Source organism: Thermus sp. NEB1569, assembly GCF_022385295.1.
Classification (GTDB): Bacteria; Deinococcota; Deinococci; order Deinococcales; family Thermaceae; genus Thermus; species Thermus scotoductus.
This window is the reverse complement of record NZ_CP092445.1, coordinates 243,918-265,513: the sequence shown is the minus strand read 5'-3', so window position 1 is coordinate 265,513 and position 21,596 is coordinate 243,918. Positions and strand designations below refer to the sequence as shown.

The following is a 21,596-nucleotide window of genomic DNA, read 5'->3' as shown; positions in this document are numbered from 1 at the left end:
GTAGTCCGATGGGTAAAACTCCAAACGAACACCCGTGGCAGAGCCAGAAGCATTGCGCTCGCCTGCCGATACGGAGTCAAGGTCTTTCTGGGCCCGGACGGGGCCTTCGGGGGAAACCCCGAGAAGCCCCGGACTTTAGTCCGGGGAGTCGTCACGCTACTCCAAAAACCCCAGGTAGGCGTAGAGCTCGGGCCCGCCGGGAAGGATCTCCACCACGAGCCCCGGGAACTTCCTGGCCACTTCCTCGGCCTTTTCCTTGGGGGTGTTGGGACCCAGGAAAAGGGTGAGGATCTCCTTACCTTCCCCGGCCAGGCGGATAAGGCCCTCCAGCACCTCCTCGGGGGTTTCCCCCATGAGGACCAGCCTGCCATCCAGAAGCCCGATGGGCTTATCCTTCAGGACCTTGACCCCATCCACCTCGGCGTCCCGGCTGGCCCAGGTGACCTCGAGGGTCACCGCCCCCTTCAGGGCCTCCTCCATCTCGGGAAGAAGCTCCTCCACCTCCGCCTCGGGCAGGTAGCGCACCGCCGCCGCCAGGCCCTGGCCCAGGGTGCGGGTCTTGAGCACATACACCTCTTTGCCTAGCTCCTTAGCGAGCTCCGCCGCCTTCTCCGCCGCCAGGAAGACGTTCGGGTTGTTGGGCAGGAGGATCACCTTGGGGCTCGCCACGCTCCTGATGGCGGAAAGCAGGTCCTCCACGCTGGGGTTTTGCGTCTGTCCTCCCGCCACCACCCGGGCCCCCAGGCTGCGGAAGACCCGACTCGGGCCATGCCCCAGGGCCACCACCACCAGGCCCGTGGGGGGAGGGGCCTCCTCCCCTGCCCCCACCATGGCCAGGATCTCCGTGTGTTGCTCGGTCATGTCCTCCACCTTGGTGCGCACCATGCGGCCGAAGCGGGCCACGGTGGCCAGGAGGCCATCGGGGTCGTCGGTGTGGATGTGCCCCTTCACATACCCCTCGGCCCCCACCACCAAGAGGGAATCCCCGAAAGGCGCCACCGCCTCCCGGATCCGCTCAATGGGCACCTCCACCCCCTTCATGAGGAACTCCGTGCAGTAGCCGAACTCCTCGGTGGCGAAGGCGGTCTGGGCGTACCGCTCCACCTTGGGGGGCTCGGGCAGGGGAAGCCTAAGGAGGTATCCCCGGATGCCTTCCAAAAAGCGCACGTACCCCGCACCCCCAGCGTCCACCACCCCCGCCTGCTTCAGCACGGGAAGGAGGTCCGGGGTCTTCTCCAGGGCCCTTTGGGCTGCACCAAGGGCATTTTCCAGGGTTTCCTCGAGGGTCTCCCCCTTGGCCCCTTCCCCAGCCGCCCGGGCCACGGTGAGGATGGTGCCCTCCACCGGCTTCATCACCGCCCTATAGCCGGTTTCCGCCCCCAGGCGTAGGGCCTCGGCCAGTCCCGGGCCATCCAGCACCTCCTTCTTGCGGAGGACCTCGCTAAACCCCTTCAGGATCTGGGAAAGGATCACCCCGCTGTTCCCCCGGGCTCCCAAAAGGCTCCCGTAGGCGATGGCCCGGGCCACCTCGGGCATCTTGGAGGTGTCGGCCAGATCCAGCTCCCGCCGGGCGGACTGGAGGGTGAGGTGCATGTTGGTGCCCGTATCCCCGTCGGGGACAGGATAGACGTTAAGGGCGTTGATCTCCTCCACGAACACGGAAAACCAATCCGCGGCATAGCGGAAGGCCTCGGCCACTTCCTCCGGCCTTAGGCTACCCACGCCCCACCCCCACCACGTGCACCCGCACCTGGGAAAGCTCCACCCCGGCCAGTTTTTTGGCAGCAAAGGCTACCCGCTCCGCCAAGGACTCCACCACCGTGGGAATCCGGGTCCCCACCGCCACCACCACGTAGAAGTCCGCCGTGTACTTACCCGGGTTGGCCGGGTCCTGGCGCACCACCACGCCCTCGCTGGCCTCCTGCCGCCCCAGAATGCGCACCACCTGATCCTTAAGCCCTGCCGGAGCCATCCCCACCACCCCCGGCACCTCGTGGGCCGCCAGGGCCAGCAAGGAGGCTAAAGCCCCCTCGGTTACCGTCACCCGTCCTTGCATCCTACCTCCTTAGGGCCTCCTCCGGGGGAGTATAGGGCAGGCCGAAGGCCTCCGCCACCCCGGGATGGGTGAGAAGGCCCCGATGGGTGTTCAAGCCCCTAAGAAGAGCGCCATCCTCCAGGAGGGCTTGAAGGCCCTTCTCCGCCAGCTTCAGCACGTAGGGGAGGGTCTGGTTGGTGAGGGCGAAGGTGCTGGTCCTGGGCACCGCCCCCGGCATGTTGGCCACCCCGTAGTGCACCACTCCCTCCACCACGTAGGTGGGCTCGGCGTGGGTGGTGGGGCGGATGGTTTCCACACATCCCCCCTGGTCCACGGCCACATCCACGATCACCGAGCCCTCCTTCATGAGGGGAAGCATATCCCGGGTGACCAGCTTGGGGGCCTTGGCCCCCGGCACCAAAACCGCCCCGATGAGGAGGTCGGCGTGCTGGATGCTCTTCTTGATGTTGGCCTCGGTGGCGGTGAGGGTGATGACCCGGCCCCCAAAGATATCGTCCAGATACTGGAGGCGCTTGTGGTTCACGTCCAGGATGGTCACCTGGGCCCCCATGCCCAAGGCGATCTTGGCGGCGTTGGTGCCCACGGTGCCACCCCCCAGGATGACCACGCTGGCCGGGGCTACCCCGGGAACCCCCCCGAGAAGCACCCCCCGCCCCCCGTGGGGCTTCTCCAGGAACTGGGCCCCCACCTGGGGAGCCATGCGCCCCGCCACCTCGCTCATGGGCACCAGGAGGGGCAGGGAGCCATCGGGAAGCTGCACGGTTTCGTAGGCTATCCCCGTGACCCCGCTTTGCAGCATGGCCTCGGTGAGAAGGCGGTCGGCGGCCAGGTGCAGGTAGGTAAAGAGGATAAGCCCTTCCCGCAAGAAGGGGTACTCCTCGGGAAGGGGCTCCTTCACCTTCACCACCATCTCTGCCCCCCAGGCCTCTTCCCGGCTCACCAGCTCGGCCCCCGCCCGCTGGTACTCGGCATCGGATAGGCCGGAGCCCACACCCGCCCCCCGCTCCACCAAGACGGTATGCCCCCGCTTGACCAGGCTTTCCACCCCACCTGGGGTCATGGCCACGCGGTTTTCCAGGGTCTTGATCTCCTTGGGTACGCCGATCACCATACTACGCCTCCTTGACAAAGACACGCCTTATCTTGAGTTTGAAGCCATCCCCCTCGGCGATGGCCAGAAGCCTTCTCCGGGAGTCCACCAAGGCCACATAGCCCAAGGCGGGGATGGGCAAGGGCACCCCTTCCAGCACCCGCCGGGCCTCGGTGTGGGAGAGCTCCACCACCGGAAAGGGCAGGACATCGGTCTCGGGGATGGCCTTGTCCGGGGAGAGTTCGGAAAGCTTCACCGCCCGCTCCAGCCCCACCTTGCCGATACGGGTGCGCACCAGCCCGGAAAGGAAAGCCTTGGTCTTGAGCTTTTCCCCCAGGTCCCGGGCAAAGGCCCGCACGTAGGTGCCGGGGCCCACCACCAGGCGGATCACCGCGGTGGGGTAAGGACCCAAGGGCTTGGGAAGTTCCACCTTGCGCCCGCCCTTTTCCGCAAGCCGCCAGCCCTTGGCCGAAGGAGCGATGGGATGGGGTATGGGCTCGGGGTCCAAGGCCAGGAGTTCCACCTCCAGGTACTTTACCGGCCTCGGGCCAAGCTCCAAGGGCTTCCCCTCCCGAGCGGCCTCGTAGGCCCTTTTCCCCCCCACCTTAATGGCGGAGTAGAGGGGAGGCACCTGCTCCTTGAGCTTCAAAAAGGAAGGGAGAACGCTTTCCAAGTCCTTGCGGTCAAAGCGCACCGGCGCTTCCTCGCTCACCGGCCCTTCCGCATCCAGGGTGGGGGTGGTGGCCCCGAAGGAAACCCAAGCGATGTACTCCTTGTCCTCCCCCGAGAGGAAGGGAACCAGCTTGGTGCTCTCGTCGGAAACCAGAAGGAGAAGGCCCGTGGCCAGGGGGTCCAGGGTTCCCGTATGCCCCACCCGGCGGGTACCAAGAAGGCGCCTCGCCTCCTCCACCGCATCATGGGAGGTGAGGTGGAGGGGCTTGTCCACCGCATAGAGGGCCATGCCTAGGGGATTGTATCACCACCCGCCAGGGGAAAGAATGGAGGCATGGACCTAGAAGGCCGTTACCCCAGCCTTTCCTTCACCTGGCCCCGGCCCGGGGTGCTGGAGATCACCCTGCGGGGGGGAAAACTCAACGCCTTGGGCCCCGAAGCCCACCGGGACCTGGCCCGCATCTGGCGGGACTTAGGGGAGCTCGAGGAAGTTAAGGCCGTTCTTTTGAGGGGCGAGGGTGGGGTCTTCTCCGCCGGGGGTTCCTTCGCCCTCATCGAGGAGATGCGCTCCTCCCACCAAGCCTTGATGCGGGTCTTTTGGGAGGCGAGGGAGCTGGTGCTCGGGCCCATGGACTTCCCCAGGCCGGTGGTGGCCGCGGTGGAGGGGGTGGCGGTGGGAGCGGGGCTGGCCTTGGCTCTGGCCAGCGACGTGGTGGTGGTGGGCAAGAAGGCCAGGCTTCTGGACGGTCACCTTAGGCTTGGGGTGGCAGCCGGGGACCATGCGGTCCTCCTGTGGCCCCTCCTGGTGGGCATGGCCAAGGCCAAGTACCACCTCCTCCTCAATGAACCCCTCACCGGGGAAGAAGCGGAGCGGCTGGGCCTGGTGGCCCTGGCTGTGGAGGATGATAAGGTGTACGAAAAGGCCCTCGAGGTGGCCACGCGCCTGGCCGAAGGCCCTAAGGAGGCCCTAAGCCTCACCAAGCACGCCCTGAACAACTGGTTCCGCACCTTCGTGCCCCACTTTGAGGTGTCCTTGGCCCTGGAGTTTTTGGGGTTCCAAGGAGAAGCATTGGAAGAAGGGCTACGGGCGCTTAAGGAAAAGCGCAAACCCCAGTTCTAGCATGGAGAAACCCCTGCGCCTACAGGCCTTCCTGGCCCGCGCCGGCGTGGGAAGCCGCAGGAAGGCGGAGGAGCTTATCCGCCAAGGCCGGGTGCGGGTGAACGGAAAGGTGGCCGTCTTGGGGCAAAAGGTGAACCCGGGGGATGTGGTGGAGGTGGACGGGAAACCCGTGGAACCCCCCCGGGAAAGGATCGTCCTCGCCCTCCACAAGCCCAGGGGCTACACCACCACCCGCCATGACCCCCACGCCCAAAAGACGGTCTATGACCTTCTGCCCAGTATCCCGGGCCTGCACCCCATAGGCCGCCTGGACCGGGACTCGGAGGGGCTCCTCCTCCTCACCAACGACGGCCACCTGACCCTCCGCCTCACCCACCCCCGCTACGGGGTCAAGAAGGTCTACCGGGTCTATACCGAAAGGGGCACCCTACCCCTGGCCATTTGTCAGCGGCTTTTAGAGGGAGTGGACCTCGAGGATGGCCCTGCCCGGGCCCTGGCCTGCCGCCCGGCCCCCGGAGGAGCCCTTCTCACCCTGGCGGAAGGCCGGAAGCGGGAGGTGCGGCGTATGCTGCAAGCGGTGGGCTACCCGGTGAAGCGCCTCATAAGGCTCCAGGTAGGCCCCATCCGCTTGGGCCACCTACCCCCGGGGAAGTGGCGGCGACTTTCGCCAAGGGAGGTGGAAGCCCTTTTACGGGAAACCCCAGTAGAATAAGGGCCATGTTCACTGCGGGGAACGGACCCGTGCAAATCCCAGCCGAAGCCATAGAGAAGCGGGTAAAAGAGCTGGGAGCCCAGATCGCCCAGGACTACCAGGGGAAAACCCCCCACCTCATCTGCGTGTTGAACGGGGCCTTCATCTTCATGGCCGACTTGGTCAGGGCCATCCCCCTCCCCCTCACCCTGGACTTCATCGCCATCAGCTCCTACGGGAACGCCTTCAAGTCTAGCGGTGAGGTGGAGCTTTTGAAGGACCTCCGCCTGCCCATCCATGGCCGGGAGGTGATCGTGGTGGAGGACATCGTGGACACCGGGCTCACCCTCACCTACCTCCTGGACTACCTCGAGGCCCGCAAACCCGCCTCGGTGCGGGTGGCCGCCCTCCTCTCCAAGCCCAGCCGGCGCCAGGTGGAGGTGCCCATCCACTACCTGGGCTTTGAGATCGAGGACGCCTACGTCTACGGCTACGGCCTGGACCGGGCCCAGTTTGACCGCAACCTGCCCTTCATCACCTCCATCCGCCCGGAGGAAGAATGAAGTACCTGGACCTGATCGCCGTTCTCTTCGCCGCCGTGCTTTTGGTTTCCAACGTGGCCTCCACCAAGCTGGTGGTGCTGGGGCCCTTCACCTTTGACGGCGGCACCCTGCTTTTCCCCCTGGCCTACATCTTCGGGGACGTGCTCACCGAGGTCTACGGCTATAGGCGTAGCCGCCGGGTGATCTGGCTCGGCTTTTTTGCCCTCCTCCTGGCCACCCTCACCTTCCAGGGGGTAGCCGCCCTCCCCGCCCCCAAGGATGAGGAAAGCCAGCGCTATGCCGAGGCCTTCGGCCTCCTTCTGGGCCTTACCCCCAGGATCGTCCTGGGAAGCCTCCTGGCCTACTTCGTGGGGGAGTTCGCCAACGCCTACGTCCTGGCCAAGCTTAAGGTGAAGACGGAAGGGCGCTTTTTCTGGCTTAGGGCCCTCACCTCCACCCTGGTGGGCCAGGGGCTGGACACGGGCATCTTCCTCCTGGTGGCCTTCTACGGGGTCTTTCCCAAAGAGGTGCTCCTTGCGGTCTTCCTCTCCAACTACGTGTTCAAGGTGGGGGTGGAGGCCCTCATGCTCCCCATCACCTACGGGGTGGTGGGCTTCCTTAAGCGGGTGGAAGGGCTTGACGTCTACGACCGGGATACGGACTTCAATCCCTTCCGTTTGGTGTAAGCTTTAGGGGATGCCGGGAGTCGCCATCATCGGAGCCCAGTGGGGGGACGAGGGCAAGGGTAAGGTGGTGGACGCCCTCGCCCAGGAAGCCGACTACGTGATCCGCTACCAAGGCGGGGCCAACGCGGGCCACACGGTGGTGGCGGAGGGGCGGGTCTTCAAGCTGAACCTTCTGCCCTCGGGGGTCATCCATCCCCATGCGGTGAACATCCTGGGGGACGGGATGGTCATAGATCCCTTCCGCTTCCAGGAGGAGCTTGCGGCCCTGAGAAAGGAGGGGTTTAACCCTCAGGTGCTGGTTTCGGAACGGGCCCACCTGGTCCTTCCCCACCACAAGCACGTGGAAAGCCGCCATAACTTCGTGGACACCACCGGTCGGGGCATCGGCCCCGCCTACTCCGACCGGGCCAGGAGGGTGGGGATCCGGGCTGGGGACCTCCTAAAGGAGGAGGTGTTAAGGGAACGGGTGCGCCGCCTTCTTTTGGAAAAGCCCAACTCCACCCGGGAAGCGGGCTGGGACACGGAGGAAAAGGCCCTGGCCGACCTCTATCGGATGCGGGAGATCCTGGCCCCCTTTGTGGCGGACACCGGAAGCCTCTTGCGGGAGGCCCTGAAGCGGGGCAAGCGCCTTCTCTTTGAGGGGGCCCAGGCCACCCTTTTGGACCTCAACTACGGCACCTACCCCTATGTGACCAGCTCCCACCCCACCGTGGGAGGCATCCTGGTGGGCACGGGGCTTAACCACAAGGCCATCACCAAGGTCTACGGGGTGGCCAAGGCCTACGCCACCCGGGTGGGGGAGGGTCCTTTCCCCACGGAGCTCCAAGGGGACTTGGCCCATTACTTAAGGGAAAGGGGCGGGGAGTACGGCACCACCACGGGCAGGCCCAGGCGGGTGGGCTGGCTGGACCTGGTGGCCCTCAAGTACGCCTGTGAGGTGAACGGCTTTGACGGCCTGGCCATCACCAAGCTGGATGTGCTTTCCGGGCTGGAAAAGGTGAAGGTGGCGGTGGAATACCTGGATGGGGCCCGGCCCGGGGAGGCGAGCCCTGAGGCGGTGCGCTACCTGGAGCTGGAGGGCTGGGGGGACCTTTCCGGGGTGCGAAGCCGGGAGGGCCTTCCCCCATCCTTAAGGCGCTACCTGGAGCTCATCGAGGAGTACACCGGGGTACCCGTGGTCCTCTTCTCCACAAGCCCAAGACGGGAGGACACCTTCGGGGCGGTGAGCTGGGTCTAAGGCCACCCCAACCCACCTTGGCTTTCGCCAGGGTGGGAGGCCCTGGCAGATCCCTTCCGCAAGCCTGTCTCCAGGGCCCTACCCCCTTAAGAAGGCCACGTACCGCTCCAAAAGCCCGTAGGCCTCCCCGGAGGCCAGGACCTCCTGGGCCAGGCGCACCCCCTCCCGCAGGGTGGCCACCTTGCCCGCCGCGTAGAAGCCCGCCCCCGCTGCCAGGGCCACCCCTTGGGCGTGAGGGCCTTTCTCCTCCCCCCTTAGGATCCTTTTGGCCAGCTCGGCGTTCTCCACTGGGGAGCCGCCCTTTAGGGCCTCGAGGGGCAGGCGCTCAAGCCCCACTTCCTCAGGAGTAAGGGTGTAGGCCCCCCTTCCCACCTCCACCACCTGGTTCTCCCCCAGGATGAGCTCGTCCGCCCCTTCCCCGTGGACCACAAGCCCCTTGGCCCCCAGGTGGTTCAAGGCCTCGGCCATGGGGGAAAGCCAGTCGGGGCTAAAGACCCCGAGCACATACCGGTCGGCCCCCGCAGGGTTGGTGAGGGGGCCCAGGAGGTTAAAGACCGTGCGAATACCCAGCTCGGCCCTCACGGGGGCCACGTGGCGCATGGCGGGGTGGAAAACCCGGGCGAAGAGGAAACCAAAGCCCAGCGCCTCAATGGCCTCCCCCACCCGCTCAGGGGAAGCCTCCAGGTTGACCCCCAGGGCCTCGAGGAGGTCCGCCGAGCCCGCCCTTGAGCTGGCCGCCCGGTTTCCGTGCTTGGCCACCGCCACCCCTCCCGCCGCCGCCACCAAGGCCCCCAGGGTGGAGAGGTTCAAAAGCCCCTTGTGATCCCCCCCGGTGCCCACGATGTCCAAAAGCGGCCTGCGGCTTACGGGAATGCGCCGGGCCGCTTCCCGCATGGCCCGGGCCATGGCGGCGATCTCCGAGGGGGTCTCCCCCCTCAGGGCCATGGCGGTGAGCACCCCCGCCACCTGCACGGGGGAAAGCTCCCCGGCCATCATGGCCTGCATGAGCCCGTAGGCCTCTTCCTCGGTGAGCACCTCCCCCAAAAGCGCCTTTCTTACCGCGTCCATGGGTCCTCCAGAAAGTTCTTAAGGATGATCTTACCCGCTTCCGTCAGGTAGCTTTCCGGGTGGAACTGCACCCCGTGGGTGGGGTACTGGCGGTGGCGGAAACCCATCACCGTCCTCCCTCCCGCCTCCTCCACCCAGGCGTTCACCAAAAGCTCCTCCGGCACCGCCTCCACCACCAAGGAGTGGTAGCGGGTGGCGGGGAAGGGGTTGGGAAGACCCCGGAAGATGCCGGTGCCGTCGTGGTGGATCTCGCTCACCTTTCCGTGCATGACGATGGGGGCGGGCACCACCTTCCCCCCAAAGGCCATGCCGATAGCCTGGTGCCCCAGGCAGACCCCCAGGATGGGGTAGCGGGGAGCGTAGCGGCCGATCAAGGGCAGGGAAAGCCCCGCCTCCAAGGGGGTGCAGGGGCCGGGGCTTATGAGGATGCGGTCGGGATTTAAGGCCTCCACCTCCTCGAGGGCGAACCGGTCGTTCCGCCAAACCACGGGGCTTGCCCCAAGCTCCCCCAGGTACTGGACCAGGTTGTAGGTGAAGCTATCGTAGTTGTCGATCACCAAAACCCTCATAGCCCCTCCTCCGCCATCTCCACCGCCTTCAAAAGGGCCTTCGCCTTGTTCCAGCACTCCTCGTACTCCCTTTCCGGCACCGAGTCCGCCACAATGCCCGCCCCCGCCTGCACGTGCATCCACCCACCCGCGATCACAAAGGTACGCAGGGTCAAGGCCACGTCCATGGCCCCATCGTAGGCCAGATACCCAAAGCTTCCCCCATAGGGCCCCCGGCGGTGGGGCTCCAGCTCCTCGATGATCTCCATGGCCCGGATCTTGGGAGCCCCCGAGACCGTGCCCATGGGAAGGACGCTGGCCAAGGCGTCCAAGGGGGTCTTGCCCTCCGCCAACATCCCTTCCACCGTGGACACCAGGTGCATCACGTGGGAGTAGTACTCCACGTGCAAAGGCTCCAGGACCCGCACCGTGCCGAAGGCGGAAACCCGGCCGATGTCGTTGCGGGAAAGGTCCAGGAGCATCACGTGCTCGGCCCTTTCCTTCTCGTCCTTAAGAAGCTCCTCCGCAAGCCTCCTGTCCTCCTCCTCGTCCTTTCCCCGGGGCCGGGTGCCGGCGATGGGCCTGGTGACCACCTTGCGGCCATCGGAGCGGAGGAGGCTTTCGGGGCTCGCCGAAACCAAGACCACCTCCCCCAGGTCCAGGTAGCCCATGTAAGGGCTAGGGTTCACGCTCCTCAGGGCCCGGTATAGGGCAAAGGGATGCACGGTAAGAGGGGAGGAAAGCCGTAGGGAGAGGACCACCTGGAAGATGTCCCCAGCGCGGATGTACTCCAAGGCCCTTTCCACCGCCCTTAAGTACTCCTCCCGGCTCATGTCGGGCTCAAAGCGGGCCCTCCCCCCCGGCCTCTCCCCCGGCACCCCCGGCAAGGGACCCTTAAGCCTTTTCTCGGCCCAAAGAAGGCGGGCTTCGGCCTCCTCGAGGTCCTGCCCCGGGGCCACCAGGTGCAGGAGGTTTTTCAGGTGGTCAAAGACCGCCACCACCTCGGGCTCCACGAAGAGGAGGTCGGGGAGGCCCAGGTCGTCGGGCTTGAGGGAGGGCAGGCGCTCGTAGGAGCGGATGAGGTCGTAGGCGGCGTACCCCACCACCCCCCCAAAGAAGGGGGGCAGGTCGGGATGCCGCTCCATGGGAGCGTGAACTGCCTCGTAAAGGGTGCGCAAGGGATCCCGGGTTTCCACCCTTTCCCCGTTTACGGTGAAAATCCCGTCCTTCAGGCGGAAGGTCCGCCGGGCCCCCACCCCGATGATGGAAAAGCGGCTTTGCCTTCCCCGCTCCACCGACTCCAGAAGAAAGCTCACCGGGGCCTTCTCCGAAAGCTTCAGGTAAGCGGTCACCGGGGTTTCCAGGTCCGCCAAGAGGGTTTTGCGAAAAGGCCTTATGGTTTCCATGCCGCTCCTTACAAAAACCCCGGGGCCTAGCCCCGGGGAAACACGCCCATCCGCCCCCGGGGACCTAACCGGGCCACCAAAGGGCGGGAAGCGGGCTCATGTTCCCAGAATAGCCCAAGCCCCCCCTGGCGTCCAGGGGGAGCCGGGCCTCAAGGAAGCCTCAGAACCTTTCGGCCACCGTCTTCATCTGCAGGAAGTGCAGGAGGTAATCGGGCCCCCCGGCCTTGGTGTCGGTGCCGGAAAGGTTGAAGCCGCCAAAGGGCTGCACGCCCACCAGGGCCCCGGTGATCTTGCGGTTGAAGTAGAGGTTTCCCACGTGGAACTCCCGCCTGGCCCGCTCCAGGTGCTCCCGCTTGCGGGAGTAAACCCCACCCGTGAGGCCGTAGACGGTGTTGTTGGCCACCTCGAGGGCCTCCCCGAAGTCCTTTACCCGGATCACGGAAAGCACGGGGCCGAAGATCTCCTCCTGGGCGATTTTGGCCGTGGGGGACACCTCGGTGAAGATGGTGGGAGCGATGAAGTAGCCCTCCCCTTCCAGGCGCTCTCCCCCAAGGACCAGCTGGCCTTCCCCCTTGCCGATCTCGATGTAAGAAAGAATCTTTTTCTCCTGGGCCTTGCTGGCCACAGGGCCCAGGTCGGGGTTCTCCTCGGCCGGGCCCACCACCAGGCGCTCGGCCCGCTTCAGAACCCTTTCCATCAAGGGCTCAAAGGCCTTCTCCGTGACGATGAGCCGGCTTGCTGCCGAGCACTTCTGCCCCTGGAAGCCGTAGGCGGAGATGAGGATGCCCTCGGTGGCCGCGTCAAAATCGGCGGTTTCATCCACAATGATGGCGTTCTTGCCACCGAGCTCCAGGAATACCCGCTTGATCCAGCGCTGGCCCGGGGCCAGCCTGGCCGCCCTCTCGTGGATCCAAAGCCCCACCTCGAGGCTCCCGGTGAAGTTGATGAACCGGGTCCTGGGATGCTCCACCAGATAGGCCCCCACCTCGCTTCCCTTGCCGGGCAGGAAGTTCACCACCCCTGGGGGGAAGCCTGCCTCGTGAAGGATCTCAAAGACCTTGGCGGCGATGACCACCGTGTCCTCCGCGGGCTTGGCCACCACGGTGTTCCCCACCGCCACGGGCCCAGCCAGCATGCCGGTGAAGATGGCGATGGGAAAGTTCCAGGGGGCGATGACCACCCCAGCCCCCAAGGGTATGTAAAAGCTTTCGTTATCCTCCCCGGGGTAGGGCACCACCTCCACGGAAGGGTACTTGTACTTGAGGGCCTGGCGGGCATAGTACTCCAGAAAGTCAATGGCCTCGGCCACCTCGGCACTGGCCTCGAGCCAGTTCTTGCCGATCTCGTAGACCAAGGTGGCCTCCAGCTCCCGCCGCCTTCTTTTCATGAGGGCCGCCGCCTTTAGGAGGAGGCGGCTCCGGTCCTCCTGGGGCCAGTCCTTCCAGGTTTTAAAGGCCCTCCAGGCCGCCTCCAGGGCGGCTTCCGCCTCGGAAAGCCCCGCCTTGGCGGTGCTCCCCACCACCTCGCTGGGGGCCGAGGGGTTTAGGGACTGGATCTTCTCCTGGGTATCCACCCAGGCCCCATCGATGTAGAGGCCATAATGGCGGCCAAACTCGGCCCTAACCCGCCTTAAGGCCTCCCGCATCTCCCGCTTGGCCTCCTCCGTCTGGAAGGTTTCTATGGGCTGGTTGCGGAAAGGTTCCACCGTCATGCCTTACCTCCCTTTCCTTTAGCCTCCTAGGAGGCTCCTTAGCACCAAAAACAGGTTTTCGGGCCGTTCGGCGATGCGCCGGCTTAGGTAGGGGTACCAGTGGGTGCCGTAGGGCACGTAGGCACGCACGGTGTAGCCCTCCTGGGCCAGGCGCCTTTGCTCCTCGGGGCGCACCCCGTAGAGGAGCTGGAACTCAAAGCGGTCCTTGGGGATGCCCATGGCCCCGGTGTATCGCTTTACCTCAGCGATGAGCCTGGGATCGTGGGTGGCGAAGGCCACGTAAAGCCCTTCCTTCAGGGCTAGCTTCCCCAGGTGCAAAAACTCGGCGTCGATGAGGCGCTTATCCTGGAAGGCCACCTCCTTGGGCTCCCGGTAGGCTCCCTTCACCAGGCGCAGGTTGGGCCGGTAAGGCAATAGCTCCCAGAAATCCTTTTCCGTGCGGAACAGGTAGCTTTGCAAAACCACCCCCACCCCGCTGAAGCCCTCCTCCCGCAAGGCCTTGTAGATGCGCAGGGTGGCCTCCACCCGGGGAGAGTCCTCCATGTCTATCCGCACGAAGACCCCCTTGGGCTCCGCCTCCCTAAGCATTTCCCGAAGAAGTTCCAAAGTCAGGGCCTCGGAGAGGTCCAGCCCAAGCTGGGTAAGCTTTAAGGACACGTATTTGGGCCAGGGGCGCCCGGCCACCGCCCGGATGAGCTCCAGGATCCCCTTCTGGAAAGCGCGGGCCTCCTCCTCGCTTCTCACCATTTCTCCCAGGAGGTCCAAGATGGCGTGGACTCCCTGGGCCTCGAGTCTTTCCGCTACCACGAGGGCTTCTTCCAAGGTCTCCCCCGCCACATAGCGCCGCACCAAGCTCCTGGCCCGGGTCTTGATGAGGGCCTCCACCTTGGGGTTCCCGGCCACGGAAAGCACCGCCTGCCGATAGAACAAATCCAGGTTCATATCCCTCCTTTCCTAAGCCTGGCCACCACCAGGTCGCGGAACCGGTACACGTGGGCCTCCACCGCCCTTTTGGCCCCTTCGGGGTCCCGCCTCCTCAGGGCCTCGAGGATGGCCTGGTGCTCCTTGCGGGTGGCCTCCTCCTGGGAAAGGGTGGGCAGGGTGCTCCGGACCAGGGCCAGGCTGGAAAGGAGGTCCTCGTAGAGGCGGTAGAGGGTCTTGTTCCCGGAAAGCCGCACCAAGGCCCGGTGGAACTCCAGGTCCCGGCGCATCTGCTCGGAGTAGTCCTCAGGGGGAGCTTCGTCAATGGCTTCAAGGCGGGCCTCGAGGTCGGCAAGCTCCCAAGGAGTGGCCCTAAGGGCTGCCTCCCGGGCCGCTTCCCCTTCCAGAAGGGCCCGCACCCCATAGACCTCCTCCACCTCCTCCGGGCTGAAGATCCGCACCCTGGCCCCCCGGCCCGGCACCAGCTCCACCAGGCCCTCCTCGGCAAGGCGCATGAGGGCTTCCCGCACGGGGGTGCGGGAAACCCCGAGCTCCTGGGCCAAGAGGGGCTCGGAAAGCCTTTCCCCAGGGGCGAACCGCCCGGAGAGGAGAAGGTCCTTGAGGTGCCGGTACACGGCCTCCCGCACCTGGTTGGGCCGGCGAAAGCCTAAGGTCTGCATCCTGTATACAGGATGCTCCGGCCTGTTCCCGTTGTCAAGAAGGGAGATGGCGGCCTCCCTTGGCCGCCATCCCCGCGAAGATAGGCCTTCCTAGCCCTTTTGGGGCAGGGGCTGGCCATCCGGACCGTACTTAAAGTAGGAGGGGGGTATGCGCCGGATGAGCTCCTCCACCGCCTTGCTCACCATGACCGCAAGGGCCTTACCCATGGGGGTTTTTTGATACTGGCTTAGGGCCCCGCCCAGGGCAAAAGCTCCCAGCAAACCGCCGAAGTCAGTGTCGGAAGCCTCCCCTTCCACGCGGAAAGCGGCCACCACGGCCCCCGTGCGAACATCAACCGCCCGGAAATCCACGGCTACATAGGCCTTCTTCTGGCCGCCCGCCACCGCACCTAATAAACCCCCCAAGAATCCACCGCCCCCACCCCGTGTACCACTAGCATCGGGCTCAAAAGCGGTGATGGTTCCAGTAATCAGGATTTCCGCGCCCTGAAGTTGCTGAACTTGGTTGCCTATACCTGCTTCTTTCTGTAGTTGCTCAAGAATGGACCGTTCATACACGATAAAATGATTGGTGTTAATCAGCGCCGTGGTGAGCATATCAGAAATCCCAGCTCCCACGTCTCCTCGGCTCGTTGAAACCTCTACTCCAAACAGCTTACCCAAAACAGCCGCACCAAGCTGAGAAGAATCCACACCGGGTCCACACTTCTCCGCTTTGCATGAAAACGAGGCAACCACGACCTTTGCCCTAGGACCCGTATAGGTGGCATAGGGGTTATCCGGTGAAAGTCCCGAGTCTACCTTGGTCGTCACCTGAGGAGCACATGCGGCCAGAAAAAGGACAGCCAGAGAAAGCAAGCCCTTTCGCATAGCGGGGTCACCTCCCTCTCCACCCCCGGTTCTAAGGAGGGTGGCTTAGAAAACTTTAACAGGCATCAGGTTTTCGCCTTGTTTATTTGCAGGGCTTTACCCAAAACTCCTTCCTCGCCCTCCCTTAGCCTGCTTCAAGAGTTCTTGGGTGACTTCATAGTTGAGCAGGCGAACCAGGCCCCTCAGGAGCAGGTACGGACCATCCCTCTCGCTGGGCAGCCCCAGCTTGCCCCCGAGCTGCAAAAGAAACCCCTTGAACGGATCCCCCAACCGCTCAACTTCCCAAAGGAACACCGCCAGCCCCAGCAAAACCGCCACCACCTTCCGGATCCGGGCAAGCCCCCGCACCTGGAAGGTCTCAAGCCCCAGCCCCGTCTTCAAAAGCCGGAAGAACCGCTCCACCTCCCACCGCCTGCGGTACGCCTCCACCACCTGCGCCGCCTCCTCCCTCCCCCTCACCGGCAAGCTGGTCAGTAGCCACCACTCCCCACGCCGCCCCAGGGCTGGCACCCGGCAGACCACCAGGTGGAGCCGCCTCCCCTCCACCTCCACCTCCCTCCATCCGAAGTGGAGCCGCACCCGCTGGTACCTGCCCCCTACCCTCAGCTCCACCTCCTCCCCACAGGGAAGGGCCAGGGAAGAAGCCACCTTCGCCAGAGAACCCCCCTCCCCAAGCTTCCGGTCCCGGTAGACCCGCACCACGAACTCCTCCCCCAGGGCCAGCACCTGCCCAAACACCTTCCGGTCGTCAAACCCCCGGTCCGCCACATACACCAGCCTCCTGCCCACGCCCCCCAATCGCTCCCGGGCCGCCTCAATGGCTCCCTCCACCTCCTTGGGCAGGCTGGCAAACCCCCTCTCCCCGTAGGCCACCAGGTGGGCGTACCCCAGGGCCAGCCGCCCCGCGGGGTCCAACCCCAGGGCGGTGAGGAGCTCGTACCCGGGCCGCCTATCCTTCCCCACCCGGGCTATCCCCTCCAGGGCCCGGGCATAGGGCTTGGCCACCGGGCTCAGGTCCAGGAGGACCAGAACCTCCTCACCCTCCAGGGCAGTCGCGCTCTCCTGATAGACCCGGTCAAGGAGGGCTTCTGCCTCCACCCGTGGGTTGGACAGGAAGCGGTAAAGGGCTTTGGCCTGGTGGAAGCGGTTCTGGAGGGGAGAAGGGAGCGAGGCCACCATCTCGCTCACCCGGGCTGAGCCTGCGGCCAAGGCGCCCCGCACCACCTCTTCAAACCGTCGGTGGAGGCGCTTATCGGGGGAAAACGCTCGCAAAACGGCCCGTGAACTCCTGGAGCCTGGCCTCGGCCACCTTGAGCATGTCCATGGATCACCCCCGGTACCAGATACGGGCTGCGCCCGCAAGGGGAGATTTACCACGAAACGGAGATGTGGGTAAAGTCCTGCACAAACTCTTGACACGACCTCAGACCAGGATATATAATCCCCCTTTTCGGATATTCACCTGCGTACTCACCTCACGCCACCACCCGCAACACCCGGGTGATGGGCAGACCCGCCTGCCCAAGAAGCTGGGCCACCACGCTCCAGGCCATCACCCAAGCTTCCACTTGCAGGGCCACCGCCTTCAGCCCCCGTACCCTCCCCACCGCCCCCACCAGCCCCATCGGCCCCTTCAGCAGACCAAAAACCGTCTCCAGCTCCCACCGCCGCCCCAAAAGCCTCCGGTACGCACCTCTCCCCCGCCGCCGCAGGTTCAAAAGCCGCCCCCTCCCCTTTGGCCTTCCCCGTCTCCGGTTATGCCCCGTCACCAGAAGCATCCCTCGCCTCCTCGCCAACCGAAAGTTGGCTTCCCCCTCGTAGGCCGCGTCCGCCACCACCACGGGGGGCTTCTCCCCAGGAAACCTCTCCACCCCCCAGAGCATCCCCCGCCCCACCGGGGAGTCGTGCCATGAGGCCGGGGTCACCCGTAGGGCCAGCACCTCCCCCGTGTCCAGGTCCACGAGGAGGTGGAGCTTGTACCCATAAACCCAGCCCCCATCCGAGCCCACGCCCCAAGCCGCCTCCCCATCCGACCTCTGGGCGGGGAGAAGGGTGGCGTCCATGGCCAGCACCCGCCTCCCCCGGCCCACCCGCTTCCCTCCCCGCAGGAGGGGCCAGGGTAGCTTCCGGCTCCGCTCGCTGAGGGTGGCAGAGGAGGGAACGCGCTCTAGACCGAGGCGCTTGCGGAGCCTAGGGTTGCGGGCCAGTTCCCGGCGCATGCGTTCGCTGGAGAAGCCCAGGAGGGCGCGGACCAGGTGGAAGAGAAAGAGGCTGAGGTCGGAGAAGGTCCTGGGCCTGCCGGGTTTTCTCTCCCCTTCTGGCAAGCGGGCTTGGAGCCATGCCTGGAGCAGGGGGACCAGTTCCTCCAGGGGCAGGGGTAGGATGGAAGGGGGCGTCTGGTGTTCTTCCACAGCTCACCAAGCGCCCCCTTTTCCTTTGGCTTGTCAAGGGGGTATGCATTGAATATCCGAAAGGGGGGCAGGATATATAATGATAGAAAGGAGCGTGAAAAAACCATGAGCGCACCGACCAGGGATATTGGAATTGTTGTTAGTAAGGTTGGCGAGCTGGCGGTGACGGGGCTCCCATGCTTCATGTACCATGACCCCTATCACGAGCGCTTTGTCAACTATATCCGCTTACTGGTGGCCCAGAACCTGCCTGTTCTGGTCCGTCTGCATCCGGGGTGGAACTACCCTATGGAGGAGGACATCCTCCGGAAGGAAGTCGACCGCACTGGGCACGCGGTGCTGGTGGTGGGCTATGACGACGCCGCCGAGGAATTCATCCTTCTCGACCCGTGGGATCAAAGCCACTGGGGGGGAAGCAGGGGCGGAGAGTGGCGTATCGGCTACCGTGAACTTGGCCTCCTTGCCGTGGACTGCACTAGAGACGCTGTGATTACCGGTGTCTTGCCGAATGTAGAAATCCAGTTCGACGGCGTGGATGCACTCCAATGCAACGTCACGTATTCTTGTCCCGAGCCTCTCTTCCGGACCTTTATTGCAGAGGAGGCATTCCTGACGCTGACCGTGCCAAAAGGCTTGCAGCTGGACACGGACGGGGACCAGATAAGCCTTGGCCAGCTGCAGCCGGGGGAAACACGCTCCGTGGTTATTCCCGTGATCTTGGAAGACCCTGTAAACGGCGAGATTACGGCAGAGATTGATCTTGTCATCCGCTCCCTCTGGTTGCGAGACTGGAAGGAGACCATCCGGGTCGTCTCCCGTCATCGTATCACTGCTATTGAGCGGGCCATGGTCTAGCCAGGTAGCGCATAGCCTTACCGTATCCCCTATTCCGTCATCTCACGGAGGCCATGCTTCCTCAAACACTAGCCTCTGCGGGGGCGTTTTATGCATAAAGCCATCGCCACCTTGAAGGCCTTGAAGGCTAGGTTAGGGCTAGTACTTCTCACCCGAGAACTCCCATTCTCGTACTTTTTCATCAGCAGGACCCTGTCCCGCATTGGCGAGAATCTATTCTCCATCGCCGTCCCGTGGCTGGTGTTTCAGCTGACGGGCAGCACCCTACAACTCGGACTGGCCTTTGCCCTCCAGGTTGTCCCTTCACTGCTGCTAGCTCCCTTTGCTGGCGTTTACGTGGACGCCGCTTCCAGAAAAAGAGCGATGCTCGTTTCGGAGGGTTGCCGGGCACTGCTCGGTCTGGCTGTGACTGGGCTGTCCCTCCTGGGTAGCCTCCAGGTGTGGCACCTGTATCTCGCGGTGGTGGCCCATGCGGTCACCGCCAGTTTTCTTACCGTGGCAGCCGGGGCTGCTATTCCGGCCCTCGTGGACCAGGTTGACTTAACGCACGCCAACGCGCTCATCAGGTTGAGCCGCAACCTGTGCGACATCTTGGGCAAGGTCATGGCCGGCCTACTCTTGGCCTGGCTGGGCCCGGCGTACACGTTCCTGGCGAATGCCGCCTTGACTTTCGCGTCCGCGGCTCTGTTGTTGCCGCTCCGGGGCATAGACGGGGGATCCCCAGTGGTGCGGGGCTGGCGGCCAAGGGTACTACAGGACTTTGTGAGTGGAGTGGGTATCCTGCGCCGCCACAGCGCGGCTGTGCTTGCCATGGCGGATCTGGTGGTGATCAACGTCGGTATTCCGGTCCTGGCAATAGCCCTTCCCGTCATTTCTGAAGAGGTCCTGCGCCAGGGTGCCGCTGGCTATGGGCTCCTCACCGGAGCGATGGCGCTCGGGGCCATCGTTGCCACCCTGATAGCCGCTCTGCTGGTCGGACGCATGGACGAGGGCCGATTGTCTGGGCTTGCCACGGTCCTGTTCGGCCTCCTGGTTGTTTCCCTGGGCTTCGTGAGGGCACTGGAGTGGGGGCTGCTGGCGATGACGCTTATCGGTCTGACGGCCGAATTGGTTTCGGTCTACACCTCCAGCATTCTGCAGCGGACCCTTCCTTCGGATGTCCTGGGCCGGGCCTTTGCTGCCCAGTTTACGGCCCTACGGATCGTCCCCGCGGTCGTGTTCCTGAGTGCCGGTTCTGTTCTCCAAACGTTCGGCGTGCAAACGTTCTTGATCGTGGGGGGTTCTATAACTGTTCTCATCGCGGCGCTCTTGCTCCAGCTCAGGGTGCGGGGTGCGCGAGAGAAAAACCGATGAGGTGGGGTTCCAATAGGGCCATCCGGGTTGGGGAGAGACTGCGAGGAGAAGCTACAAAGAGGAGGTGATACAAAGATGAAGCTGCGGTGGATCCAGTACATCCAAGGAGTCCCACGGTATCCTGTTCTGGCTGGCGACAAAGTCATGATCGTGGCATATAACCGGACGGTACACCAGTACGAGGTGATGGCCTGCCGCTCCCACGACGGGGAGCTCAGGTGGAAGTTAGCTCTCCCTGCCGGCGGCTACGGACGTCCAGCAACGGACGGATCGAGGCTTTACATGCTCTGGGGCCAGTCCGGGTTGGCTGCCCTAAACGTCGAGAACGGAGACCTGCAGTGGGCATGGAAAACACCGTGGCGGATCAGGAGCGGCCCGGTTCTTTTTAAAGACATGGTCTACCTATGTGCTGGAGACTCTATCATCGCCGTCAACAAAGAAGATGGGCGGGAAACACGAAGGTTCCAGGTGGGGCGAACATTTCTGTTCGGCAACCCCTGCGTCTCCCTTATTGACTCCCATCCTTTGTTGTTTGTCTTGGGTGCGGAACCGTCAAACAATTACCTGTACTGCGTCTCCCTAGACGACACGGGAGCACCCGTCAGTCTTGAGTGGAAACGGCCAATTGGTAAGACCGGAGTTGTGTCGTCGGAAACGGCCGGACCTGCCGTGGGCGCCGACCGTATCGTGATCGGATCGCTCGACGGCACAGTTACCTGCTTCGCATGCGCCACGGGGCAGGTATTGTGGACAGATCACGTGGGGGAGGTCACGATTCGCAGCGCTGCCTTTACGGATGGGGAACGTGTCTACGTCACCACACTCGGGGGCTCCATTCTCGCTTACAGCCTGCACACGGGGGCCCGGTTGTGGGAGCGGCAATTGTACGCGGAGGGGATCTGGGCCCCTCCAGCCCTGGCGGCTGGACTTCTGATCGTCCTGGGTGGTGGTGTCCTCGAGGCCATCGACCCGTCCAACGGGTCGTCCGTGGCACAAGTTGCGGTGGGTCATGGCCCCTACTCCGCCCCCGTTCCCTCCGGAACTCATGTATTCGTGGGCGGTGGGGATCCCCCGTTCACGGGCTATCTCTTCGCGGTGGACCTGGCGGTGGCCGATCCCACCAGCATGGCGGACCAAAACCTCGCCGATCTTGAAATCCAAGCTAACGATTGGGAAATTCAGATTTCCTTCCGGGTTCCACCTTTGGTTACAGACCTCTGGCTCGATGGACGGCCCCTGGGGGCGGATGCGGTGATTCGTCCTGTTCGTCGGGCAGATCGGGCTTACTTTCGCATTGCGCTCGCCCCCGGCAAGCGCATCGGAAAGTACGCCCTCCCTGTGGCACTGTGGCGCCAGGATAAGCTCATCTGGAACACGATTCTCGTCGATCTCGGAATGAACCGTGGGCCTACATTGGGGTTACCTCAGCAAGCGCGGGTCTCACATCTCATCTTTGAGCCCCAGGCCGAGCCAACTGCCAGCGGTGCTGCCGCGTTGTCGATGCTGCTTGGGCATTTTGGGCTGAAGGTGTCCCAGCAGCACGTCAAGGAGATGGCGGACTATCTGGTGGAAACGTGGCAGGTGGACCCACACCACAAGTGGTCTGGCGTGGCAATGCGAATTTCCCACGCAGGCGCCCGCGATGTGCGAGCTAAGAAGCCGTCGTAAAGGTCAACGGG

General features: G+C 64.3%; 21 protein-coding genes. 8 read left to right on the top strand and 13 right to left on the bottom strand.

Annotated features, from left to right (window positions below; genetic code table 11):
* Nucleotides 1-156: 156 nt before the first annotated feature.
* From MI302_RS01880 to truB, 4 genes are read right to left on the bottom strand one after another with little or no spacing between them, the layout of a single operon-like run.
* Complete coding sequence (locus MI302_RS01880; protein ID WP_239726054.1) at nt 157-1,722, bottom strand: DAK2 domain-containing protein; 1,566 nt, start codon at nt 1,720-1,722, stop codon at nt 157-159.
* Entirely contained in the window at nt 1,715-2,056 is a 342-nt protein-coding gene (locus MI302_RS01875) for an Asp23/Gls24 family envelope stress response protein (protein WP_015718117.1), read from the bottom strand. The genes MI302_RS01880 and MI302_RS01875 overlap by 8 nt, the downstream gene beginning before the upstream one ends.
* 1 nt (nt 2,057) lies before the next feature.
* On the bottom strand, nt 2,058-3,167 hold the full coding sequence (gene ald / locus MI302_RS01870; protein WP_239726053.1) for an alanine dehydrogenase: 1,110 nt from the start codon (nt 3,165-3,167) through the stop codon (nt 2,058-2,060).
* A gap of 1 nt (nt 3,168) precedes the next feature.
* A complete protein-coding gene (gene truB, locus MI302_RS01865; protein WP_239726052.1) occupies nt 3,169-4,107 on the bottom strand; it encodes a tRNA pseudouridine(55) synthase TruB in 939 nt (312 codons plus the stop codon).
* A gap of 45 nt (nt 4,108-4,152) precedes the next feature.
* Here truB and MI302_RS01860 point away from each other — a divergent pair, with 45 nt between their 5' ends.
* The 5 genes from MI302_RS01860 to MI302_RS01840 are packed head-to-tail and all read left to right on the top strand — an operon-like array spanning nt 4,153 to nt 8,094.
* Entirely contained in the window at nt 4,153-4,938 is a 786-nt protein-coding gene (locus MI302_RS01860) for an enoyl-CoA hydratase/isomerase family protein (protein ID WP_239726051.1), read from the top strand.
* Nucleotide 4,939: 1 nt separating this feature from the next.
* The gene (locus tag MI302_RS01855; protein WP_239726050.1) at nt 4,940-5,650 is read left to right on the top strand and encodes a pseudouridine synthase; all 711 of its coding nucleotides are present in this window, start codon (nt 4,940-4,942) and stop codon (nt 5,648-5,650) included.
* 5 nt (nt 5,651-5,655) lie between these two features.
* A complete protein-coding gene (gene hpt, locus MI302_RS01850; protein ID WP_239726049.1) occupies nt 5,656-6,192 on the top strand; it encodes a hypoxanthine phosphoribosyltransferase in 537 nt (178 codons plus the stop codon).
* Entirely contained in the window at nt 6,189-6,857 is a 669-nt protein-coding gene (locus tag MI302_RS01845; protein ID WP_239726048.1) for a queuosine precursor transporter, read from the top strand. The genes hpt and MI302_RS01845 overlap by 4 nt, the downstream gene beginning before the upstream one ends.
* A gap of 10 nt (nt 6,858-6,867) precedes the next feature.
* Entirely contained in the window at nt 6,868-8,094 is a 1,227-nt protein-coding gene (locus MI302_RS01840) for an adenylosuccinate synthase (RefSeq protein WP_239726047.1), read from the top strand.
* A gap of 78 nt (nt 8,095-8,172) precedes the next feature.
* On the opposite strand, the gene trpD is transcribed toward MI302_RS01840, so the two are convergent.
* From trpD to MI302_RS01795, 9 genes are all read right to left on the bottom strand, one after another.
* A complete protein-coding gene (trpD, locus tag MI302_RS01835; protein ID WP_239726046.1) occupies nt 8,173-9,162 on the bottom strand; it encodes an anthranilate phosphoribosyltransferase in 990 nt (329 codons plus the stop codon).
* Nucleotides 9,150-9,731: an aminodeoxychorismate/anthranilate synthase component II gene (locus MI302_RS01830; protein WP_239726045.1), complete on the bottom strand. Its 582-nt coding sequence runs from the start codon at nt 9,729-9,731 to the stop codon at nt 9,150-9,152. Before MI302_RS01830 ends, trpD begins: the two co-directional genes overlap by 13 nt.
* A complete protein-coding gene (trpE, locus tag MI302_RS01825) occupies nt 9,728-11,116 on the bottom strand; it encodes an anthranilate synthase component I (RefSeq protein ID WP_239726044.1) in 1,389 nt (462 codons plus the stop codon). The genes MI302_RS01830 and trpE overlap by 4 nt, the downstream gene beginning before the upstream one ends.
* 160 nt (nt 11,117-11,276) lie before the next feature.
* Complete coding sequence (pruA, locus tag MI302_RS01820; protein WP_239726043.1) at nt 11,277-12,827, bottom strand: L-glutamate gamma-semialdehyde dehydrogenase; 1,551 nt, start codon at nt 12,825-12,827, stop codon at nt 11,277-11,279.
* 18 nt (nt 12,828-12,845) lie between these two features.
* Entirely contained in the window at nt 12,846-13,769 is a 924-nt protein-coding gene (locus MI302_RS01815) for a proline dehydrogenase (RefSeq protein ID WP_239726042.1), read from the bottom strand.
* Entirely contained in the window at nt 13,766-14,428 is a 663-nt protein-coding gene (locus MI302_RS01810) for a GntR family transcriptional regulator (protein WP_239726041.1), read from the bottom strand. Before MI302_RS01810 ends, MI302_RS01815 begins: the two co-directional genes overlap by 4 nt.
* A gap of 90 nt (nt 14,429-14,518) precedes the next feature.
* Nucleotides 14,519-15,298: a CsgG/HfaB family protein gene (locus MI302_RS01805; protein ID WP_126216804.1), complete on the bottom strand. Its 780-nt coding sequence runs from the start codon at nt 15,296-15,298 to the stop codon at nt 14,519-14,521.
* A gap of 96 nt (nt 15,299-15,394) precedes the next feature.
* On the bottom strand, nt 15,395-16,519 hold the full coding sequence (locus MI302_RS01800) for a transposase (RefSeq protein WP_008632315.1): 1,125 nt from the start codon (nt 16,517-16,519) through the stop codon (nt 15,395-15,397).
* A 254-nt stretch (nt 16,520-16,773) separates the two neighbouring features.
* Nucleotides 16,774-17,709: a transposase gene (locus MI302_RS01795; RefSeq protein WP_239725638.1), complete on the bottom strand. Its 936-nt coding sequence runs from the start codon at nt 17,707-17,709 to the stop codon at nt 16,774-16,776.
* On the opposite strand from MI302_RS01795, the gene MI302_RS01790 reads away from it, so the two are divergent.
* The 3 genes from MI302_RS01790 (at nt 17,698) to MI302_RS01780 (ending at nt 21,585) form a co-directional block, all read left to right on the top strand.
* The gene (locus MI302_RS01790; RefSeq protein WP_239726040.1) at nt 17,698-18,564 is read left to right on the top strand and encodes a hypothetical protein; all 867 of its coding nucleotides are present in this window, start codon (nt 17,698-17,700) and stop codon (nt 18,562-18,564) included. The genes MI302_RS01795 and MI302_RS01790 overlap by 12 nt on opposite strands.
* Before the next feature lie 90 nt (nt 18,565-18,654).
* Nucleotides 18,655-19,917 (top strand): MFS transporter, encoded by a 1,263-nt coding sequence (locus MI302_RS01785; RefSeq protein ID WP_239726039.1) that lies wholly within the window; start codon nt 18,655-18,657, stop codon nt 19,915-19,917.
* Nucleotides 19,918-19,992: 75 nt separating this feature from the next.
* Complete coding sequence (locus tag MI302_RS01780; protein ID WP_038032562.1) at nt 19,993-21,585, top strand: PQQ-binding-like beta-propeller repeat protein; 1,593 nt, start codon at nt 19,993-19,995, stop codon at nt 21,583-21,585.
* Nucleotides 21,586-21,596 lie beyond the last annotated feature (11 nt).